This window comes from Bacillus sp. HMA207 (assembly GCF_003402455.1).
Lineage (GTDB): Bacteria > Bacillota > Bacilli > Bacillales > Bacillaceae_G > Bacillus_A > Bacillus_A cereus.
Genome location: NZ_BEZT01000001.1, coordinates 2,362,223 through 2,380,091 on the forward strand (window position 1 = coordinate 2,362,223; position 17,869 = coordinate 2,380,091).

A 17,869-nucleotide genomic window follows, 5' to 3' on the forward strand; every position below is an offset into this window, starting at 1 on the left:
TTGAACCCATCGGGCTTCCCGGCAAATAGCGGGATAAATTCCAATACAAAAAAGGAGCCTATAAATTTTTATAGACTCCTTTTTATTTCGTCGTTATTACTTAGCTAATTCTTTCGTACCCTTCATTACATCAATGAAGAATCCCCAGTTATTCACTACAGAAGAGATACTGATATGTTCATCTGGAGTGTGGACGTTAAAGATGTCTGGTCCGAATGAAATTGCATCTAATTCAGGCATCTTTTGAACGAATGCGCTACACTCAATCCCCGCATGTACAGCGAAGATTTCAATTTCTTTATTGTATTTTTCTTGATGTACTTTTTCAAATAAATTACGAATTTGTGAGTTTGGATTGTATGGCCATTCTGGATACTCTGACTCTATTTCAAATGTAGCACCAACTAATTCAGCAATATATTTGATTTCTTCTGCAACATGTTGTTTTAAACTACTTACAGAACTTCGCACTTCGTTACGTAATTTAATTTCATCTCGCAACGTTTCAATAACACCTAAATTCGTTGAGCTTTCTACAAGGCCTTTAATATCCATGCTCATACTTTGAATGCCATTTGGAATTAAGAATAATGATGAAATAAGCTGCTTTTGTGTCTCTTTAGCAAATACTTTTTCAACTGTTTCATCCAATTTTGTCAGTGTAACATGAACATCTGGATCAACAGCACGCATTTCTTCTTGTAATACACGTGTCCATGATTCTAGTTTTTCTTCTACTTGTCCTACATCTTCTGTACGAATTAAAATTGTAGCTACACTTTCACGCGGAATTGCATTCGTTTTTAATCCGCCGTGAACTTCACTTATGTAAAACTCCGTATGTGCTGATAAATCACGTAATACTCGTCCTAATACTTTGTTCGCATTACCGCGTTGTTTATCAATTTCCATACCAGAATGGCCGCCTTTTAGACCACCAACATATAGACGGTATGCATCCATATTCGCTGGCGTTTCATCCCAAATTACGGGAATTGTTTCAACAGCTTTCGCACCACCTGCACTACTTACAAGTAATTTATGATCTTCTTCAGAATCAATATTTATAAATATCTTTCCTTCAAAATGATTTGGATCAATAGCAAAAGCCCCGCCCATTGTCGTTTCTTCTTCAGTAGTGATAACGACTTCAAGTGCTGGATGCGGAATTTCTTTTGAATCTAATAAAGCTAATGCATACGCAACTGCAATACCATTATCAGCACCTAAAGTTGTTTGATTTGCATATAACATGTCCCCAATGATTCGTAATTCAATTGGATCTTTTTCAAAATCATGTACTGTTGCTTGATTTTTTTCGCAAACCATATCCATATGACCTTGAATAATAATAGCTGGTACATTTTCATAACCTGCTGTTGCTTCTTTTTTAATAATGACATTTAATGCTTCATCTTGAATGACTTCTAAGTTACGCTCTTTTGCAAAGCCCACTAAATAATCACTAATTTCCTTTTCATTACCTGATCCTCTAGGAATCTTTGAAATTTCTGCAAAATGATAAAATACAGGGTGCTTTGTTAATTGTTCTAAAGTAGAATACATTTTTCAAGCTCCTCTCAAAATGAAAAAATAATATGTAAGTCTCATATCATTATACCACGATTCATTATTTTACCTTTCTTTTAACTTTTATTGTTCATTTTATGTACAACACTCTTACAACATTGTAAGGGCGTTGTAAGCTATATCGATTTTTCACATTTAATAATAGTCGTATACTTTTTAAAGAAACACATTAAAGGAGATAAAGAAAATGAAAAAGTTTTTAGCAATTATTACACTATGTTTATTATTTTTTAGTTTTACTATTGGCTGTGAGAGAGCGTCACTAAATAGAATTGGTAAAGATGTATATTACATGCAGATAAAAGGCGAAGGAACTATCGAAAAAGTAGATCATAGAAACTTACGAAACTATACGCTGTCCGCATTTGATGAAGATGGCGTCAAAAAACAAATTACATTTAGAAGTACAAAAAAAGAAAACAATCATAAATTAAATGAAGACGCGTTTTTACGCCTTTATGTAGATCAAGATGATAATAGCAACAATGAAATATCATCAATTGAAGTAAAGTCCTATGAAGAGATTCAGAAAACAGATTTACCTAAAAAAGTAAAAGATAAGTTTACTATTAAATAAAAAACAAAAGAAAATGCTCTATGCATTTTCTTTTGTTCTTTTCACCTGTATATATTTTGAACTACTATTATTCATCAGTTTCTCTAACCGATTTATATTCTCCGTTAATGCACCTTTCACAAGAGAGAAATCTGTATTGGATTCTTCTTTTTTTTCTTTAAAAAACGAAGACTTTTGTACATTGACTTCAGCCATCTCTTCTCCCCCTTTTCAAAAAGATACAACCTTTTATTTATATTATATAGCAAATGTAGAAAGAGTGTACACTTATGATTTTCTTTTTAATTCTTCTTCTAATTCTTCTACTTGCTGCAACGTATCCCCTTTTATTAAAGAGAAATCTGTTGTATCTTCGTTATCCTCTTTAAAAAAATCATTGTCATAATCTTTTACCACTACAATCACCTCTACATGCTAGTGTAGGAATGATTGTCCAATTTTATTCAACTTTGTCGGATTTTGTTTTTAATTTATGTATAGAAGAAAAGGACAGAAAAAGATTCTGTCCTTATTTACTAAAATAACTATGATGTATTGTTAAATTATATACATTTTCAAAATCCCGATCTTGCAGGTTATTTTTCTTTCCATCAATAACAATGAAAACGTCACTTACTATTTTTGCTGGTATAATCCCGACATTTTCCACTTGCACCGCTTTCTGCTCATTCAATTGCTCGATATGTTCTAACGGGACGATAATACTAAATTGTGAGCGAATACCACGAAAGTTTGTATTTAATTCCTTCGCAGCTTCAAAAACAACAATTTTCGCGCCAATCTTTTCCCCATATGAATCTAAAAATGCATTTAAGCTCTTTGTATATTCCTCTTCCGTATGCCATTCCATCGTACCGAATACTGCTGGATTAACATTTTGAATAATTGTCGTGTATATTTCTCCTCTTGCTTTAGATGCAATTAATGATCGTTTTATGGATTGAACTGTCTTGCCAATATCGCTAAATTTTGCACCCCATATTTCTGAAATATTAGGCGTTAAAATGAACGCAATATCAACAAAAATAACCATTGCAGTAAACATTAAAAGATTTTTCCAGAGGGTTAAATCGATTCCTTTTATCATGAAATACACGGTGACAGATATGATAAACAAACCATACCAAGTCTTTCTAATACGTTGCTTTTTCTCCTCGTACAACTCCTCATTTTTCCAATAAAAGAAAACAAGGACTACAAAGACAATCGCTAAAACAAATAAGCCAATTCGAATGTTAGAGATCATTAATCACATCACCCTCCATTCAAAAACTACTCACGATATCATTACATGCGCAAGCTGCTCTCTTTATGACAAAAGACGTGGACAAGCTTCTAAAATTAGCTACATCGCATATATATTAGAAAGTACCACGTCTTTTATCCTGTTATTTGTGGGAAATAAGACCCCCACTGATTAAAATTTCACTTTACCATGAGTCTATATTGTATATGTAGACAAGCATTCATTTCAAATTTTCGTATTAAAAAGAAATATGTTTCGGAATTTCCCCTTCAGGTACTTCTCCATCCATACTTAAATAATAATGACGAATCGGACGTAAGTTTTCGTCTAATTCATAAACAAGCGGAATGCTAGTTGGAATATTTAATGAAACTACACCATCACTTGAAAGGTTGTCTAAATATTTTACTAGCGAGCGAATTGTGTTACCGTGTGATGAAATAATTACTTTATTACCACTTTTTAATGTCGGCGCAATTTCTGAATGCCAATAAGCAAGTACTCTCTTCTCCGTATCCTCTAAACATTCAGTTAATGGAAATTCACCTTTTTTGAGTGTTTTATATCTTGGATCGGTCGCTTCATATCGAGGATCGTCTTCAGTAAGAGCCGGTGGTCTTACATCAACACTTCTTCTCCAAATATGAACTTGCTCCTCACCATATTTTTGAGCAGTTTCATCTTTATTCAGCCCTTGCAATGCACCATAATGTCTTTCATTTAGCTTCCAAGATTTATGTATTGGAACCCAAGTAAGATCCATCTCATGAAGTACAATCCATAACGTCCGAATTGCGCGTTTTAATACAGATGTATAAGCCATATCAAAAGTATATCCGTTTTTCTTTAATATTGCTCCTGCTTCTCTCGCTTCACTTAATCCATTCTCTGATAGATCAACATCTGTCCATCCAGTAAAGCGATTTTCAAGATTCCATAAGCTTTGTCCGTGACGAATAAGTACAAGTTTTATCATTATAATTCCCCTTTCGGAAATGTGAATTTTATTGTTCCATTGCGTACACGTATAAAGTATCTAGTAATGTATCTTTTTATCCATTCACTCTATGACCAAATCATAGTTGCCAAATGTATGGATAAAATTTGTTCTTTTTCAAACGATAAAAACAGAAGTTTTTTCATTATTTTTGATCGACTGGTATTTCACGTTTCGATATCCAAGCATCAAAACCTGATCGGCTATTTGCCATTTCATTCATAACTTGGTGCCAATTGTCCTCACATGATTCACCAAATTTTGAAAAAATAGCACCCATTTGTTGTCTTTGTACATCACTCAGTTTTTTCTCTAAATCTGCACCTTTTTCTGTTAAAGACAACTGTTTTACACGTCGATCATGCATAGCTTCATTACTCTCAATTAAGCCCTTTTCCACAAGTTGACGTAGCGGCCCGTGAAGAGCTTGTTTACTTATTTCTAATAGTGATAGTAACTCATTTACACTTATCCCTGGAAAACGTGCAATAAAAAATAAAATTCGATGATGTACTCGTTGAATGCCATATTCTTTTATAATTTCATCTGGCTTTTCAGTAAATGTTTTATATGCAAAATAAAATAATGCTAATGCCTCATTCATCTGTTCTTCTTTATGTTGTGTCATCTACTTTCCCCCTGTATGTAAATTATACCACAATCTAGTAATGAATATTTTAATCAACGCATTAGAACTTATTTAGTCTATTGAAACATTCATTGCATAATTAGGAGATGATTCATTTGAAAAAACAATATACTATAAGTGCATATTTATTGGATAGACTACACGAATTAGGAATTGAACATATATTTGGCGTTCCTGGTGATTATAATCTTGCCTTTTTAGATGATGTAGTAGCACATGAAAATTTAAAGTGGATTGGAAATTGTAATGAATTAAATGCTGCATATGCAGCAGATGGGTACGCTCGCATAAAAGGAATCGCTGCTCTTATTACTACTTTCGGTGTTGGAGAATTAAGTGCTATTAACGGTATTGCTGGCTCATATGCGGAAAACGTGCCAGTTATAAAAATTACGGGTACGCCACCAACAAAAGTAATGGAAAATGGAGCAATCGTCCATCATACGTTAGGAGATGGAAAGTTCGATCACTTTTCCAATATGTATCGAGAAATCACTATAGCACAAACAAATGTAACACCTGAGCATGCTGCTGAGGAAATTGACCGTGTTTTACGTGCATGTTGGAATGAAAAACGCCCGGTTCATATTAATTTGCCAATTGATGTGTATAATAAACCAATTAATAAACCGACAGAACCTATTATAAATAAACCTATTTTAAGTAATAAAGAAGCATTAAATAAAATGCTTCTACATGCCATTTCAAAAATAAATAGTGCCAAAAAACCTGTTATTTTAGCTGATTTTGAAGTAGATCGATTTCACGCTAAAGAAAATTTACATCAATTCGTAGAAAAAACTGGGTTTCCCATCGCGACGTTAAGTATGGGAAAAGGAATATTCCCAGAAAAACAGCCTCAATTTATAGGGGTTTATACTGGTGATGTAAGTTCTCCGTACTTGCGAAAAAGAATTGATGAATCTGATTGTATTATTAGTATTGGTGTGAAGTTAACTGATACTATTACAGGTGGCTTCACACAAGGTTTTACAAAAGAACAAGTTATAGAAATCCATCCCTACACTGTGAAAATTATAGATAAAAAATACGGTCCAGTTGTAATGCAGGATGTTTTACAACATTTAAGTGATTCAATTGAGCATCGTAATAAAGATACCCTTGACGTTAAGCCATTTATTTTAGAATCATCACCTTTTACTGAAGAGTTCATTCCAAAAGCACAAATGGTCACACAAAAACGTTTTTGGCAGCAAATGTACCATTTCTTACAAGAAAACGACGTCTTAATTGTAGAGCAAGGAACACCTTTCTTTGGTAGTGCTGCTATCCCTCTACCTAATAACACTGCATATGTAGGACAACCGTTATGGGGATCTATCGGCTACACACTGCCTGCTCTACTTGGTACACAGCTCGCCAATTTATCACGGCGCAACATTTTAATTATTGGTGACGGTTCTTTCCAAGTAACTGCCCAAGAGTTATCAACTGTACTACGTCATAATTTAAAACCGATTATATTTTTAATCAATAACAACGGATACACTGTTGAACGTGCCATTCACGGCCAAAACCAACCTTATAATGATATACAAATTTGGGATTACAATAAACTATCAATGGTATTTGGGGCAGAAGAAAAAAGTCTAACATTTAAAGTAGAAAATGAATCAGAATTAGCAGAAGTCTTAACAAATATAACTTTTAATAAGAATCAACTTATCTTTATTGAAGTTATAATGAGCCAAAGCGATCAACCTGAATTGTTAGCTAAACTCGGGAAAAGATTTGGTCAGCAAAATTCTTAATATAAAAGCATAACCTAATTATACAATTGGTAGTGTAAAACTTGTTTTGAGAATAGTTTCGACACTCAAAATACATAAGGAAAAGGATGGAAAGCACCATCCTTTTCTATTTTAAGAGCGTTCTTCGACTAACGCCCCGTGCGACAAGCAAAAATTCTTAATCCATCTTTAACTTTATAGCTTTTGTCGCAATAAATGTTTTAATATGCTTATCTAATATCCTTGTTCCACCAAAATCATCCTCATAAAAACCTGTTATAGCAAAACCAGCTTCAATTTGGCCTTGGATTTGGTCTTCTAAAGTATGCGCATATTCTATTGTTTGATTTGAATCGATGTAATCTTGAACTTCATCCTCTGGTAAATAATCCAATGTTGATGAAGGAATTGAATGTTTAACATCAAGAATACCTTTTTGTTCTTGGTTATCATCAAAAATCCATAGTAACGGATTTGTAAATCCAGCAATAAGAATACCTTTATTCTTTAAAACCCTAGAAACTTCATTCCATACAAGATGAACATCTTTTACAAACAAGTTAGAGACAGGATTTACAACAATATCAAAATATTCATCCTCAAAGTCACCAAGGTCTGACATATCTCCTTGTACGGTTTTTAAAGTCAAACCATCCCGTTTTGCTACCTTTTCATCTTGTTCCAATTGCTTCTTAGATATATCAGTAACTGTTACATCTGCTCCAGCAGCAGCTAGAACAGGTGCTTGTTGTCCGCCACCTGATGCTAAGCAAAGTATCTTTAATCCATCTAATGACTTTGGAAACCACTTTCTAGGAACTGATTTTTCCGTAGTGACTGTAATTTCCCATTCACCTGATTTGCTTTTCTCAATAACCTCGCTACTTACAGGCTGCGTGTATCTAGAACCTTCTTCAACCTTCTTATCCCATGCATTACTGTTTTGTTGTGTAGTATCCATTGCGATTAGTCCTCCTAACGATCTAGTTGCATTCAATGTGTAAGCTTAATGCTTTCCTTTTTCTATTAACCTGCCTAATAGTTCATACATAGTTGTCTATATTTACATTAACAGATAAATGCAAAAATCACTAAAAAAATTCTAAAAAGACAAAAAATTACACATCTATTCCATTCATTTAAACTAATTATAGAATTGTTAACTTTTAAACAACTCACTTCCACATAAAAAAAGCATTCCAAACCTGTTGACAGTTGGAACGCTTTTTTATGTTATTTCATTTTTCAAGCTTTTAACTAAATCGATTAAACAAATAAGTTACGCTTTTTCTTTTTTATTCAGCAAGAGTTAACTGCCAAGATACACCATACTTATCATTTAACCAGCCAAACTTTTTACTAAACGGATAAGAACCTAAAGGCATAAGAATTGCTCCATCCTGCGCTAGTTTATGAAAGACCGTATCAATTTCTTCTTCTGTCTCACAAGTTACATAAAGAGACATAGCTGGAGTGAATGTAAAATTATGATTTACATAACTATCAATACACATAAACTCTTGGCCATTTAACGTAAAAGTTGCATGAATTACAGTTCCCTCTTTACCAGGTCCATTTTCATCGTAGCGAGAAATACTTACAATTTCCGATTGATCAAATAGCGACGTATAAAAATTCATTGCTTCCTCAGCTTTGCCTTCAAACATTAAAAACGTAGTAATTTTTTGATTTGTGTTACTCATATGGAGACAGCCCCTTGTTATATATTTATGTAAAACATAAGTCGGCCAAAAACCGAACGTATATTCCTATAAGTGTATTGTCTATAAAAACGATGAGTTTGTCAATTATCTACTTTATTATTTCTTCTTAAATAATGCTGTCCAAAGAAATGATTCTCCAAACATTTCTTTCGGTTGTTTCATTTGTTTCATCCTTCTAATCTCAATTACCTCAAATTCTTTAAATATCTCTCTTAACTTTTCTTCCGAGTATGCAAGACCACCTTGTAGACTCCATCCTCTATATACATCCCAATCTGTTATTTCCGATCCATTTCGCTCATCTAAATCGCCTGCCGCAAAACATGTTAATCCGAAATAACCACCCGATTTTAATGAGTTTTTAATTAAATCCACATAATTTATTCTTCTATGCGGTGGAATGTGATGCAAACAGCCCGAATCGTATACAAAACCAAATTCGTTTTGAACCTCTAAATTAAAAATTGAATCACAAATAAAATGAATTGCTACCCCTTTTGCCAATGTCCTTTCTTTAGCCCAATTAATGCCTTCTACAGATAAATCCACTGCTGTTACATCAAATCCTTGAGTTGCTAAATAAATGGCATTTCTACCTGGACCACATCCAAGTTCTAATACCTTCCCTTTTGAAACTCTCTCTTTTTGTATATACGAAACTAGATTCTCATCTGGAACATTTTCAAAAAACGGAACATCCTTTTCTCTATTCTCATAAAACTCATTCCAAAATGGTTCTGCAGGTCTTAATAATGAATCAAGCATTTTTAAAATGTCTTCTTGTGTGTGTAACGTTTCAGTTTTCATTAATACCCCTCCATAAATTAATAGTCAGAAAATTATTATATATCTTTTCGAACTTTCAAACAAAGAAAAAACTCCTATATTCAATAGGAGTTTTTGTCTTTAAAATCCGAGTACAGCTAACCATTTTAACAATTTCTCTTCTCGCGCTTTTAAATCATCATTCCTAAACTTGCCTAGTTGTATTTCACTAACAACTTCTCCGTCCTCCATAAAAAGAACTCTTTCTGTTTTCTCTACTACCTATACAACATGAGTCACTTAAGAAGGTTACTTTGCTGAAAAATAAAGCCGATTTCGTTAAGGGATATTTTTGCTAACGCCTCTTCTTTCATACATGTTATTTCATACAATCATACTTTTCTAATAAAATAACGCTTTTGTTCACTTTTTTGATACATTTACGAAACATTCATGTGTTACCTTCATTAAGTTCTTTTCTTTTTATAATGTCGTGTGAGATATACCAACAGAGGAAGCCCTAGATCCCCTAATCCTAGGGCTTTTTTATAAGAATTTTATACATTTTATTATTTCCACTAACTCTTTAAATTGTATATACATAATATAAAATTTTCATGTTGTTATATTTTTTGATGGCCTCTTATCTTTCCTTAAAAGGCTTTTTTTCAAATAACGCTTTTATTTAATTTATATTTAAAAAGTTCCTTTTCATAAAGACTTCCCTTATATGCTATACTCATTCTTAAATAATTGTATAAGGAATGTTAAAAATGGATGATAGATCGTCAAGACAATGGAAATTGCGACAAAAGTTAAGAGCACTGAAAACCAAAAACAACAATGACACAAACCCTTTGTTTAGTGAATGCCTTGAATCCCTAGGAAACGAAACTCTCATTTTCTCCCAAGAAAAAAGCCAGCAGATTGCTATTATTTTAATGAATTCATTTCCTATAACTGTCTCGGGAAGAATAGATTGGGAACAGATAGATAACCAATTCATAGCTTCGAACAAAGAACAACTAATTTCCCTTATTAGAGCAAACCAACTAGATTTTGACGAACAGATTTTTATAATATGGGATAACTATGAAATCCCTGTAGTAAGTACAAATCTTGATAAAGTATTCCAATCATTAGTTGACGTTGATGCAGTCAGTTTTTATTACTGGATATTAGACAAAGAATATAGATTCGTAATTGAAATAAATGATAAAGAATTGATTAGGATTGGGTTTCGCTAATACTCTAAGCATATGAAGCTAGTTCCCTTCATTTCTTAATATTTTCTTCGTCACCACCGCTATTATTATCATTATGAAACTTATAGCTAATATAGGTAAATAAATTTTCGTACTGAATCCTTCAAACATAAAACCATATACGACTTGCCCAATTGGTGCCATACATTGAGATACCGCTGTTATAATTGCCATTACTTTTCCTAGATTTTCATTTGGTGTTTTCTTTTGGACTACAGTAATCACATAGATGGATACAATTGTCATAATCATTGCGATTAGAAGAGAAGAAAGTATAAAGAGGATAAATGGTGGATAGTATCCTAAATTAAGAGTAAACGGTGTAACTGATAGTGCCACTGGTATAACTAATAAAGCTATGATAAGCATCCAATTATATAATGTTTTCATCTGTAACTTTTTAGCAAAGAAACCGATTGACAATGCCCCTAATATGGTTGCAAAATCAATTAATCCCATTCCAATTCCATACATCATATCGCTACTCTGCATAGTTACTCGTAATATAATAGGTCCTCCGACAACAAATAACGGTGTCAAAATTAAATTTAGTAAAGCTGCAAGTAACATAGCCTTCAAAATAAAAGGTTGCTTTAAAACACAAAGAAAACCTTCTTTCATATCTTTTACAATTGTCGGTACGATATGGCCTTCCTGTATTCTTTTTATAAATGGTATTGTAATAAACATTTGTAAAATCGCAGATAAAAAGAAAGCAAAACAACTTGTTATTACGAGCATTTTCAAACCGATTATGCCGTATAATAGTCCTCCTAGTACAGGTGCAACTATATTAGATAATGCTTGCACACCATTTACGATACCGTTCGCTTGTTCTAACTTTTTCTCTGGGACTAATTGCGGAATACTTGCCATAACAACTGGTGCGTACATTGCACTAACGACTGCTAGTAAAAACATAATTGTTCCAATCAATAAAATAGATATCGATTCAGTTAATAACAAAACTATAAAACTTAATACAATAGCAGCGTTTATAAAATCCAAAATGACCATTACATTACGGCGGTTGAAACGATCTGCTATCGCTCCGCCAAGAGGAGCTAACAAAAACGGGATACTCGTTACGGCATATAACCCTGCAAATATATCGGCACGTCCTGTTATATCTAGCACATATAAAGACAGTGCAAAACGTAATAGTGTTGAACCTAAAATAGTAATAATTTGACCACTTACCATTAAGTGAAAATCTTTCAAGGAAGATTGAATACTTGCTGGCATCCTCATCACATCCTTCATTTAGTTAGACCGACTGCCGGTCGATAATACTCAAACAGAAAATCACTATTTCTGTTTAATTAAAACTTCCATCATATAATCAAAAGATCCCTCTTTCGCTCCGACAGATGCTTCCATCATTTTGATATAAGCTTTAGCTCTGTTTATCATTTCTTCCGGTTTCCACTGGAATAAACCATCATCAAATATGACTTGTGCTGAAGAGAGTAATAATTCAATTGTTTCTTGTGGGTATGGAGTAGAAAATATGCCTTCTTCTATTCCTTGCTCTAAAACTTCCGTTAATATAGGAGATAAATGTATAATGGATTGCACTAAACTTTTCTGATGCATTTCTGCATTATTCGGTTGATGGAATTGTTCAATCATTTTTTCTTTTACATCTCCTGATTTTGGTGATTGTTCCATTAAAATTTTAAATAACTTATCTAAAACGGGGATATCGGGATTGGAGACAATCCTTTTCGCCTTAGTGACATCCTCTTTAATAATCCTCATAATGATTTCATCCATTACTTCCTCTTTCGACTTAAAATAATGATAAAACGTCCCCTTTGCTATACCTATTTCTTTTAAAATGTCATTTACGGTTGTTTTCGTATAACCTTTCTTAAGAAACAAACGCTCAGCTGTTTCTAAAATTTCCTTTCTACGCTCCTCATACTCCTTTACAATTCGCATTCAAGTTCTCCTTCCCACCTGACCGACTGTCGGTCTATTAAAATTATATGTTTAGTTTGCAAAAAGTTTCCTATTATTGTATATACAACATCCTACTTTCTATTTCCTTTATAAATTTTTATTTTTTAACGTACGCTCAATTTGTTTAAAACGTATCTCATGTTTTTTATCGTCACCTTTCATTTTAGGAAAAGAACGATGCCCTCCGCTTGATCCTATTTTTCTCGATTCTTCATCCAGACGCACAATACTTTGTAGTTTTTCAGCTCCTTCACCACAAGTCAGCGCATCTCCTTTACATCGATGACTTCAAAAAATGACATTTGATTCATACGATACGGTTCCCCCTCCGTTCAATCTATGTATTTATCAATGGAGTATTTTGTTGAGTTCCAATATGTAATATTGCATATTTCGCACTTTTAATTTTCGCACATGCGATAATTTATTTATAAAAATATAAATTATTAATAAGGGTGATTTATATGAGCAAGTTCCGAAAGAAGATGATTAAATATTTGCAAACATTTTGGGGATGCTTAGCATTTGGTGTATTAATGTTTGCTATCTTCTTAATTACGGATTTAACAGATGCATCTTTAAATACATTAGGCTGGAGAGACTGGCTAGGTTCTGTAGCAGGCGCAACCATTTTATCTGTTGGGATGTTTACTTTAAATAAATTGAATTTAAAATAAATATTCGGTCAATACTGTATGTAGGCTGTATGCCAACATTCATTTAAAGTAGTCTTCTCTGTATCTCCTTGTATTGAGCAGTTAGCTTTTGCTAGCCGCTCTTTTATTTTGTTCCGGTTCTTGCCCTATCTACTTTCCCCCAATAAGTACACATATCTATTCCCCATTGCTACAAAATGAAATCTTTATTTTGTTTTACGGATCGCTTCTTCAATTAGCCAAGATACAATATTAAAATCATTAGCTTCACCCTTTAAAGATGTTCCCTTCCAAAAGTATTCTTTCATCACTTCAAATAATTCTTCAACAGCTTCAATTCATCTCATATTCATTTTCCCTTTCTCCCAAATAACTATTTTGTTTTACTAATTAGCTGATTAATTTCACAAACACCTTTTAAACATTCCATGTTTCTTCACCTCTTGAATATTTTTCAAACAAAAATACATACTATTTTCAAGCCGCCGTTTCCACGGCTAATACCTCTTTCTTTTGTTACAGCAAAAGCAGGTAGGTTCTTCACTTATCTGTTTTCTCTGTATATTTTTTAAGAAATCGAAAATAATACCAACAAGCTGTTTGAACTAGCAGCTTCACTCTTCTCGCAATGGGGATGCAAATTATCACAATTAGCTAACTCATTGAACTCACTGGCAGACAACCAAAATCGTTGTCTGCTTTTTGTATGAGATTTTTCGTTTTACATATACTACTTTTGAACCTGCAGACCAATACGAGCCATTTTGGTGCTTGGGATTTCCCTTCCGGGGATAAGTATTTTTTACTTATCCCTTTTTTGTATAGACACGTATATTTAGGGTAAAACTAATTACAAGCAGATTTTCTGTTTATGCGTAGTTCTAAACAAGATTACTTTTTCTCCTATTAAAGGACGGCAGGTACGACTGCTAGTCCTTTTTTCTTATTTCGCATGCTGTCCCTTCTGGTAACTTCATTCTTCATTACCTTCATCATCATAGTAAGCAATTTACTAATAAGGATGGCAGTTGTGCCCCTTGAGTTCCCCATCGAACAAAAAGAACAAATTATTTTTCCAGTTTCCAACGATCGTACCCCAATACGAGTTAAATTCTTCATAAACTTCTCTTGTCCCCTTTCGATAATTGCGGAACGTGTAATGAAAATACTCGCTCACTTTAATACCTTTTCTTTCAACCAAAGTGTTCTGCCGAAATAATAGACATAATAAGTTCCGTTCTCTTTTGCTACTGCATAACATTCCCGTACCGTTTGAATATATTACAAATTGCTTTCTCTCGATTTTTCCGCTTAAATATTTTTTATGCATAAGTTGCACTTGTTCTTGAATTGCGACATGGTAGTAATACCCTTGCTCTACTGGTTTTGGACTATAAAATTTCCTTTATAAATTTCAAATTCGGTGAATGAAATTTTTGTTTTTTCTTGCCATCATCCTTGTTGTATACAAACAAAAAAAGAGCCACAATATTTTGCGACTCTTTTACAATTATAACTATTTAACGGCCACGTCTTTGCTGACCTTGCTTTGTACTACCTTTTTTATTACTTGGCTTATTAAATGATCGGTTATTTTCATTTCTAGAACTATTTCTCGAACTATTTCTTGAATCACTTCTTGAGCTATTTCTCGAATCACGTCTTGATTCACTTCTTGAACCTTCGCGGCTATCTCTTTGACGATTTTGACCTGATTTCTTCGGAGCCGGCTTTGGTACCGGTTTTCCATTTTCATCTACACGTTTTATCTTCGGTTGTTCGATTATTTCTCTTTGTATTGGTGCACCAAGCGTTTTTTCAATTTCTTCTAAATGTTTTTCATCTTTCGCTGCAACGAACGTAATTGCAAGACCTGATCCACCTGCACGTCCTGTTCGGCCAATGCGATGAATGTAACTTTCTACATCTTCAGGGATATCATAGTTAAATACGTGCGTTACACCATCTACATCAAGTCCACGAGCTGCTACATCCGTTGCGATTAAGTACTGAATTTTAGCTTCGCGGAAACTCTTCATAACTCTTTCACGTTTCGCTTGAGGTATATCACCATGAAGTTCAGCACAATTATAACCTAGTCCTTTTAAATTATCATAAAGCTTACTTGCTCTAACCTTTGTACGACAGAAAATAACAGCTAAAAATGGCTGATCACGATCCATAACAAAACGAAGTGCATCTGGCTTTGCACGATCTGTCGTCTCAATGACACGCTGCTCAATTGTATCTACCGTTACTTCTTCACTTTGTACTTGAATCATTTGCGGCTCATCCATATAACGCTTCGCCAATTTTTTAATATCTTTTGGCATCGTTGCTGAGAATAACATCGTTTGTTTACTACCTGGTGTCTCATCTAAAATATCTTCAATATCATATAAGAAACCAAAATAAAGCATTTGATCCGCTTCATCTAGTACAATCGTTGAAAGATTACTTAAATCAATTGTTTCACGTCGTATATGATCTAATAATCGTCCTGGTGTTGCAACAACAATATGTGTATTACCTTTTAATTTTCTCAATTGTTGTGCTACATCTTGCCCACCATAAATCGCTAGTACATTAATATCTTCTCTTTGAACAAGCATTTTTTTAATTTCAGTTGTAATTTGCAGAGCTAGTTCCCTTGTTGGTGCAACAATTAAGGCCTGAACATCACTAGACTCTGGATCGATTTTTTCTAAAATCGGTAACACGAATGCTAACGTTTTACCCGTTCCTGTTTTCGCCTGCCCAATAATATCTTTACCTGACAGAATAACTGGAATTGCCTTCTCTTGAATTGGTGTTGCTTCTGTAATTCCATTTTCACGTAATGTATGATTAAAAGTTTCACTAATTCCTAATTCTAAAAAGTTTTTCAAATAGACCACTTCTTTTCCTTATTTTTCACATTAGCTTTCATTGTACCATTTGTTTCGCTAAATATGAAAAATAAAAAAATTCTTATCTTCTTTTTTTATATTCATCCTGTACTAGATGGACAAATTCTTTTTGTTTTTTCTCAGATTTTATTAATGCTTGCATATTAGTAGAAGATAGAATGAACTTTTTAATTTTTCTATTACTCCAAATTAATCTTGTATACTTTGTATCTTCGTGTAGCCTTCGAAACCACTCAAATTCACTTAATTTTGCGATATGGTGTTTCAATTTCATGTCATTTCGAGGATAAAATAAAATAACATTTGCTATTACATCAAATCACGAACCCATCTTTTCCCCCTATACCCTTGCTCAAATTATATATATTCTTCTTTGCATATATATTTCAATTTTACCGAAATATAATGTTACTGATTTGGTTGAAATCGCAAAATATATGAACTAAAAACCCGATCTTTTCGATTTAGGAAAGACCGGTTTTCATTAGTTTATACAGTAAGCTTTCCTCCATGATAGCAATAATACTGCGCTGCTTTAAGACTTTTAATCTTATTTAATGACTCTTTTGCTTTTTCTATATCCAAACAAAAATTCGGATTAGCTATAACTAACTCTCGATTCTCTTGAACCGCTGCGTCTCCTGTAATTACACAGTCTAAATTCGGAAAATATAATGAAATATGCCCCGAAGTATGTCCTGGCGTCGCTACTATTTGACATTCATTATTCAAAATCATTTGACCATCATGTACTTTTTCATCGACGGAAATATGTTTTATATTTTTTAACTGTTGTATAAACCATTTACCAAATTCTTTTTCTTCATTTGGCATACGTTCTAGCATTTTTTCAGCTTGAGCCAACCTCTCTGATTTTATATCACCACTAATATAGTTAGATTCAATTTCACTAGCAATAATATTAATTTGAGGATATTTCAATTTGAAATCATATAAAGCCCCTAGATGATCATCATCATAATGGGTAATAATTATATTCTTTAAGTTTTTCATCTCATATCCATGTTTTAACATTGCATTTTCAATTAAAGGTAAAAAGCTTGGATATCCTGTATCGACTAACGTTAATTCATTATGTACTATAATTAAACTTGGATAAATACATTGTTTTTGCCCATTAAATTCGAATTCAATTGGTAGTTCTATTATTTTCATTTTCCTTCCCCCATACCGCTTATAAAATGCATAATAATAACTAAATCACCCACATACATCTTACAATATATATACTATGTAACGGAACACTGTGAATCGTTGCATAATCCACATTATATTATTTTGAACAGGTATTCCCCTATTTTTATGGAAATATATAATTAAGAAAAACAATAAAATTGATTAATCTCTCACTTCTTTGTCCATCCTTTTAAAAAATCTATGTTTTTGTAAAAGGAGTGTTTATATGGAGAAACAGACACTTTGGAAAAAGTTCAAAAAAAGCTCTGTAAACCTCGGTAAATCCAGCGTATATGAAAGTATTATTTTATTCTACACAATGAAAAAGAAAGAATTACCTACTAAAGCGAAATTCATAATATTAGCCGCTTTATCTTATTACGTATTAGCAATTGATTTCATTCCAGATATAGCTGCTATTATTGGGATTGGCTTATTAGATGATGTTTTAGCAATCGCTGTAGCGCATAAATACGTTATGAGACACGCAGATGCTGAAATTCGAGAGAAGAGCAAATTGAAAATGGAGTCATTATTTACTTCAGCACAAGCATAATTAAACTATCTAGTCATTTACC

21 protein-coding genes and 1 pseudogene are annotated in these 17,869 nt (G+C 33.1%); 5 read left to right on the forward strand and 17 right to left on the reverse strand.

Going from position 1 to position 17,869, the window contains the following annotated elements; all coding sequences use genetic code 11:
* Positions 1-96: 96 nt before the first annotated feature.
* The gene (gene pepD / locus HMAS_RS12260; RefSeq protein ID WP_000287543.1) at positions 97-1,566 is read right to left on the reverse strand and encodes a beta-Ala-His dipeptidase; all 1,470 of its coding nucleotides are present in this window, start codon (positions 1,564-1,566) and stop codon (positions 97-99) included.
* 211 nt (positions 1,567-1,777) lie between these two features.
* On the opposite strand from pepD, the gene HMAS_RS12265 reads away from it, so the two are divergent.
* Positions 1,778-2,167: a YxeA family protein gene (locus HMAS_RS12265; RefSeq protein WP_000713865.1), complete on the forward strand. Its 390-nt coding sequence runs from the start codon at positions 1,778-1,780 to the stop codon at positions 2,165-2,167.
* Positions 2,168-2,185: 18 nt separating this feature from the next.
* On the opposite strand, the gene spoIISB is transcribed toward HMAS_RS12265, so the two are convergent.
* The 5 genes from spoIISB to HMAS_RS12290 all read right to left on the reverse strand — a co-directional run bounded on the left by spoIISB (position 2,186) and on the right by HMAS_RS12290 (position 5,038).
* The gene (gene spoIISB, locus HMAS_RS12270; protein WP_000852629.1) at positions 2,186-2,362 is read right to left on the reverse strand and encodes a stage II sporulation protein SB; all 177 of its coding nucleotides are present in this window, start codon (positions 2,360-2,362) and stop codon (positions 2,186-2,188) included.
* 72 nt (positions 2,363-2,434) lie between these two features.
* On the reverse strand, positions 2,435-2,563 hold the full coding sequence (locus HMAS_RS12275; protein WP_000237818.1) for a hypothetical protein: 129 nt from the start codon (positions 2,561-2,563) through the stop codon (positions 2,435-2,437).
* A gap of 112 nt (positions 2,564-2,675) precedes the next feature.
* On the reverse strand, positions 2,676-3,413 hold the full coding sequence (locus HMAS_RS12280) for a type II toxin-antitoxin system SpoIISA family toxin (RefSeq protein ID WP_000624977.1): 738 nt from the start codon (positions 3,411-3,413) through the stop codon (positions 2,676-2,678).
* Positions 3,414-3,651: 238 nt separating this feature from the next.
* Positions 3,652-4,389, reverse strand: coding sequence for a 2,3-diphosphoglycerate-dependent phosphoglycerate mutase (gene gpmA, locus HMAS_RS12285; protein ID WP_000594136.1), 738 nt, complete (start codon positions 4,387-4,389; stop codon positions 3,652-3,654).
* Positions 4,390-4,555: 166 nt separating this feature from the next.
* Positions 4,556-5,038, reverse strand: coding sequence for a MarR family winged helix-turn-helix transcriptional regulator (locus HMAS_RS12290; protein WP_000191886.1), 483 nt, complete (start codon positions 5,036-5,038; stop codon positions 4,556-4,558).
* A gap of 107 nt (positions 5,039-5,145) precedes the next feature.
* Here HMAS_RS12290 and HMAS_RS12295 point away from each other — a divergent pair, with 107 nt between their 5' ends.
* Entirely contained in the window at positions 5,146-6,831 is a 1,686-nt protein-coding gene (locus HMAS_RS12295) for an alpha-keto acid decarboxylase family protein (RefSeq protein ID WP_033695152.1), read from the forward strand.
* Between the two features lie 157 nt (positions 6,832-6,988).
* Here the strand turns inward: HMAS_RS12295 and HMAS_RS12300 are convergent, their stop codons facing one another.
* From HMAS_RS12300 to HMAS_RS28405, 4 genes and pseudogenes are all read right to left on the reverse strand, one after another.
* The gene (locus HMAS_RS12300; RefSeq protein ID WP_098906235.1) at positions 6,989-7,771 is read right to left on the reverse strand and encodes a class I SAM-dependent methyltransferase; all 783 of its coding nucleotides are present in this window, start codon (positions 7,769-7,771) and stop codon (positions 6,989-6,991) included.
* Positions 7,772-8,105: 334 nt separating this feature from the next.
* Positions 8,106-8,513 carry a VOC family protein gene (locus HMAS_RS12305; RefSeq protein WP_000072493.1) on the reverse strand — a complete coding sequence of 136 codons (408 nt, stop codon included), beginning with the start codon at positions 8,511-8,513 and terminating at the stop codon, positions 8,106-8,108.
* Positions 8,514-8,630: 117 nt separating this feature from the next.
* Positions 8,631-9,341 carry a class I SAM-dependent methyltransferase gene (locus HMAS_RS12310; RefSeq protein ID WP_116344856.1) on the reverse strand — a complete coding sequence of 237 codons (711 nt, stop codon included), beginning with the start codon at positions 9,339-9,341 and terminating at the stop codon, positions 8,631-8,633.
* Between the two features lie 99 nt (positions 9,342-9,440).
* A pseudogene (locus HMAS_RS28405) lies at positions 9,441-9,581 on the reverse strand (ABC transporter ATP-binding protein); the annotation flags it as partial.
* Between the two features lie 491 nt (positions 9,582-10,072).
* On the opposite strand from HMAS_RS28405, the gene HMAS_RS12320 reads away from it, so the two are divergent.
* Positions 10,073-10,546 carry a hypothetical protein gene (locus tag HMAS_RS12320; protein ID WP_000342724.1) on the forward strand — a complete coding sequence of 158 codons (474 nt, stop codon included), beginning with the start codon at positions 10,073-10,075 and terminating at the stop codon, positions 10,544-10,546.
* Positions 10,547-10,564: 18 nt separating this feature from the next.
* Here the strand turns inward: HMAS_RS12320 and HMAS_RS12325 are convergent, their stop codons facing one another.
* The 3 genes from HMAS_RS12325 to HMAS_RS27935 all read right to left on the reverse strand — a co-directional run bounded on the left by HMAS_RS12325 (position 10,565) and on the right by HMAS_RS27935 (position 12,754).
* Positions 10,565-11,809 carry an MFS transporter gene (locus HMAS_RS12325; RefSeq protein ID WP_001111728.1) on the reverse strand — a complete coding sequence of 415 codons (1,245 nt, stop codon included), beginning with the start codon at positions 11,807-11,809 and terminating at the stop codon, positions 10,565-10,567.
* A gap of 63 nt (positions 11,810-11,872) precedes the next feature.
* Positions 11,873-12,508: a TetR/AcrR family transcriptional regulator gene (locus HMAS_RS12330; protein WP_001223576.1), complete on the reverse strand. Its 636-nt coding sequence runs from the start codon at positions 12,506-12,508 to the stop codon at positions 11,873-11,875.
* A 108-nt stretch (positions 12,509-12,616) separates the two neighbouring features.
* Positions 12,617-12,754, reverse strand: coding sequence for a hypothetical protein (locus HMAS_RS27935; RefSeq protein WP_003270555.1), 138 nt, complete (start codon positions 12,752-12,754; stop codon positions 12,617-12,619).
* 239 nt (positions 12,755-12,993) lie between these two features.
* Here HMAS_RS27935 and HMAS_RS12335 point away from each other — a divergent pair, with 239 nt between their 5' ends.
* The gene (locus HMAS_RS12335; protein WP_000033159.1) at positions 12,994-13,206 is read left to right on the forward strand and encodes a hypothetical protein; all 213 of its coding nucleotides are present in this window, start codon (positions 12,994-12,996) and stop codon (positions 13,204-13,206) included.
* 885 nt (positions 13,207-14,091) lie between these two features.
* On the opposite strand, the gene HMAS_RS27940 is transcribed toward HMAS_RS12335, so the two are convergent.
* The 4 genes from HMAS_RS27940 to HMAS_RS12350 form a co-directional block, all read right to left on the reverse strand.
* A complete protein-coding gene (locus HMAS_RS27940) occupies positions 14,092-14,235 on the reverse strand; it encodes a hypothetical protein (RefSeq protein WP_003270556.1) in 144 nt (47 codons plus the stop codon).
* 470 nt (positions 14,236-14,705) lie between these two features.
* A complete protein-coding gene (locus HMAS_RS12340) occupies positions 14,706-16,082 on the reverse strand; it encodes a DEAD/DEAH box helicase (RefSeq protein ID WP_002025792.1) in 1,377 nt (458 codons plus the stop codon).
* A 73-nt stretch (positions 16,083-16,155) separates the two neighbouring features.
* On the reverse strand, positions 16,156-16,368 hold the full coding sequence (locus HMAS_RS12345; RefSeq protein WP_003270560.1) for a hypothetical protein: 213 nt from the start codon (positions 16,366-16,368) through the stop codon (positions 16,156-16,158).
* Between the two features lie 215 nt (positions 16,369-16,583).
* On the reverse strand, positions 16,584-17,270 hold the full coding sequence (locus HMAS_RS12350; RefSeq protein WP_000691166.1) for an MBL fold metallo-hydrolase: 687 nt from the start codon (positions 17,268-17,270) through the stop codon (positions 16,584-16,586).
* 247 nt (positions 17,271-17,517) lie between these two features.
* Here HMAS_RS12350 and HMAS_RS12355 point away from each other — a divergent pair, with 247 nt between their 5' ends.
* Positions 17,518-17,847 carry a YkvA family protein gene (locus tag HMAS_RS12355; RefSeq protein WP_000415083.1) on the forward strand — a complete coding sequence of 110 codons (330 nt, stop codon included), beginning with the start codon at positions 17,518-17,520 and terminating at the stop codon, positions 17,845-17,847.
* Positions 17,848-17,869 lie beyond the last annotated feature (22 nt).

What these genes read in the sequence shown, in the direction of transcription:
- gpmA (WP_000594136.1), bottom strand. Translation starts at nt 4,389, where the DNA reads ATGATAAAACTTGTACTTATTCGTCACGGACAAAGCTTATGGAATCTT.
- HMAS_RS12265 (WP_000713865.1), top strand. Translation starts at nt 1,778, where the DNA reads ATGAAAAAGTTTTTAGCAATTATTACACTATGTTTATTATTTTTTAGT.
- HMAS_RS12345 (WP_003270560.1), bottom strand. Translation starts at nt 16,368, where the DNA reads ATGAAATTGAAACACCATATCGCAAAATTAAGTGAATTTGAGTGGTTT.
- HMAS_RS12295 (WP_033695152.1), top strand. Translation starts at nt 5,146, where the DNA reads ATGATTCATTTGAAAAAACAATATACTATAAGTGCATATTTATTGGAT.
- HMAS_RS12310 (WP_116344856.1), bottom strand. Translation starts at nt 9,341, where the DNA reads ATGAAAACTGAAACGTTACACACACAAGAAGACATTTTAAAAATGCTT.
- HMAS_RS12330 (WP_001223576.1), bottom strand. Translation starts at nt 12,508, where the DNA reads ATGCGAATTGTAAAGGAGTATGAGGAGCGTAGAAAGGAAATTTTAGAA.
- HMAS_RS12300 (WP_098906235.1), bottom strand. Translation starts at nt 7,771, where the DNA reads ATGGATACTACACAACAAAACAGTAATGCATGGGATAAGAAGGTTGAA.
- HMAS_RS12290 (WP_000191886.1), bottom strand. Translation starts at nt 5,038, where the DNA reads ATGACACAACATAAAGAAGAACAGATGAATGAGGCATTAGCATTATTT.
- HMAS_RS27940 (WP_003270556.1), bottom strand. Translation starts at nt 14,235, where the DNA reads ATGGGGAACTCAAGGGGCACAACTGCCATCCTTATTAGTAAATTGCTT.
- HMAS_RS12305 (WP_000072493.1), bottom strand. Translation starts at nt 8,513, where the DNA reads ATGAGTAACACAAATCAAAAAATTACTACGTTTTTAATGTTTGAAGGC.
- HMAS_RS12280 (WP_000624977.1), bottom strand. Translation starts at nt 3,413, where the DNA reads ATGATCTCTAACATTCGAATTGGCTTATTTGTTTTAGCGATTGTCTTT.
- HMAS_RS12325 (WP_001111728.1), bottom strand. Translation starts at nt 11,809, where the DNA reads ATGCCAGCAAGTATTCAATCTTCCTTGAAAGATTTTCACTTAATGGTA.
- HMAS_RS12335 (WP_000033159.1), top strand. Translation starts at nt 12,994, where the DNA reads ATGAGCAAGTTCCGAAAGAAGATGATTAAATATTTGCAAACATTTTGG.
- spoIISB (WP_000852629.1), bottom strand. Translation starts at nt 2,362, where the DNA reads ATGGCTGAAGTCAATGTACAAAAGTCTTCGTTTTTTAAAGAAAAAAAA.
- pepD (WP_000287543.1), bottom strand. Translation starts at nt 1,566, where the DNA reads ATGTATTCTACTTTAGAACAATTAACAAAGCACCCTGTATTTTATCAT.
- HMAS_RS12320 (WP_000342724.1), top strand. Translation starts at nt 10,073, where the DNA reads ATGGATGATAGATCGTCAAGACAATGGAAATTGCGACAAAAGTTAAGA.
- HMAS_RS12350 (WP_000691166.1), bottom strand. Translation starts at nt 17,270, where the DNA reads ATGAAAATAATAGAACTACCAATTGAATTCGAATTTAATGGGCAAAAA.
- HMAS_RS12355 (WP_000415083.1), top strand. Translation starts at nt 17,518, where the DNA reads ATGGAGAAACAGACACTTTGGAAAAAGTTCAAAAAAAGCTCTGTAAAC.